The 688-nt window shown below is 37.8% G+C and carries 1 protein-coding gene; it reads right to left on the bottom strand.

Annotated elements, in window-relative coordinates:
- Positions 1-676 (bottom strand): MFS transporter (locus ACFFRH_RS44870; protein ID WP_512701144.1); only part of this gene is annotated, 676 nt, incomplete at its 3' end.
- Positions 677-688 lie beyond the last annotated feature (12 nt).

The raw sequence follows: 688 nt of genomic DNA, 5'->3' as shown, positions 1-688 counted from the left end.
GAGGACAAAGGAAAATAAATGAAGTTATTAGACCGACTACAAAGGCTTTTTTTACACCAATCTTATCACCAACAAAACCAAAAAATATTGTACCTGTCAGTGTTCCTAAACCTGCTATTGTCATCAGAGTTGAAATGACCACTGTATTAACTCCATTATCTGCCAGGTAGGAAGGAAGTAGTCCGTTTATCGGCCAGTTTGCACCAAATAGACAAAAACAGACGAGGAAAACGATCATAGAGATTGAAAGATGTGGTTTTCTGAAGACAGACAAAAATGTTGATTTATCCTTATATTTATCTTCAATCCACTCCTGACTTTCTGGAGCACTTTTTCTGATCCAAAGAACTAGTAAAACTGGTAACAGGCCTATAAAAAAAGAGTTTCTCCATCCATATACTTCAGCAAACTGAGGGATTATTTGTGCCGCAATAATATTTCCAACAGAAAAACCACTTACCAAAAAAGCACTAGCTTTAGATTGAAGATTTTTAGGCCAACTTTCTACCGCATAAGTTGAAGCACATGCATATCCACCAGACATCCCTAAGCCAACAATAAAACGGCAAACTGCGAGCATATATAAGTTTGTAGCAATACCGCTAAGGCCTGTTCCGACTGAGTAAATGAAAATTGCCCCCATCATCATTGCCTTACGACCATATTTATCAGCCATGGCACCAAAAAA

It is taken from the genome of Streptosporangium vulgare, from assembly GCF_042428775.1.
GTDB classification, from domain to species: domain Bacteria; phylum Actinomycetota; class Actinomycetes; order Streptosporangiales; family Streptosporangiaceae; genus Streptosporangium; species Streptosporangium vulgare.
The sequence above is the reverse complement of the archived record's forward strand: the minus strand, read 5'-3'. Positions and strand labels throughout refer to the sequence as shown.